Genomic DNA, 295 nt, shown 5'->3' on the forward strand with positions numbered 1-295 from the left:
CGCCATAATCACCACTTCGCAAGCCGGTACGTCAAAGCCTTCATCGAACAAATCAACGTTGACGAGAATTTTAACGACACCGGCTTTAAATTCTTTAATATATTTTTCTCTCACCGGGCTTGGTGTCTTCGCAGAGACTGATGCCGCACGAATTCCCGCGTCGTTGAATTGTTTTGCAATTTTGTTTGCCGTGTCAACGTCCGTTGCAAAGCAAATGGCGCGTTTACCGAGTGCGTGCCGGGAGTATTCCCTAACAACATCACCAACACTACGCGATTTTTCAGCAGCGGCTTTG

Annotated in this window: 1 protein-coding gene; it reads right to left on the reverse strand. The window is 47.5% G+C overall.

Going from position 1 to position 295, the window contains the following annotated elements; translation table 11 throughout:
* On the reverse strand, positions 1 to 295 hold a 295-nt coding region (locus RMT89_RS42170), incomplete at both ends, for a helicase-related protein (protein WP_315889051.1).

The organism is Streptomyces sp. P17 (assembly GCF_032436805.1).
In the GTDB taxonomy this organism is placed as follows: Bacteria; Actinomycetota; Actinomycetes; order Streptomycetales; family Streptomycetaceae; genus Streptomyces.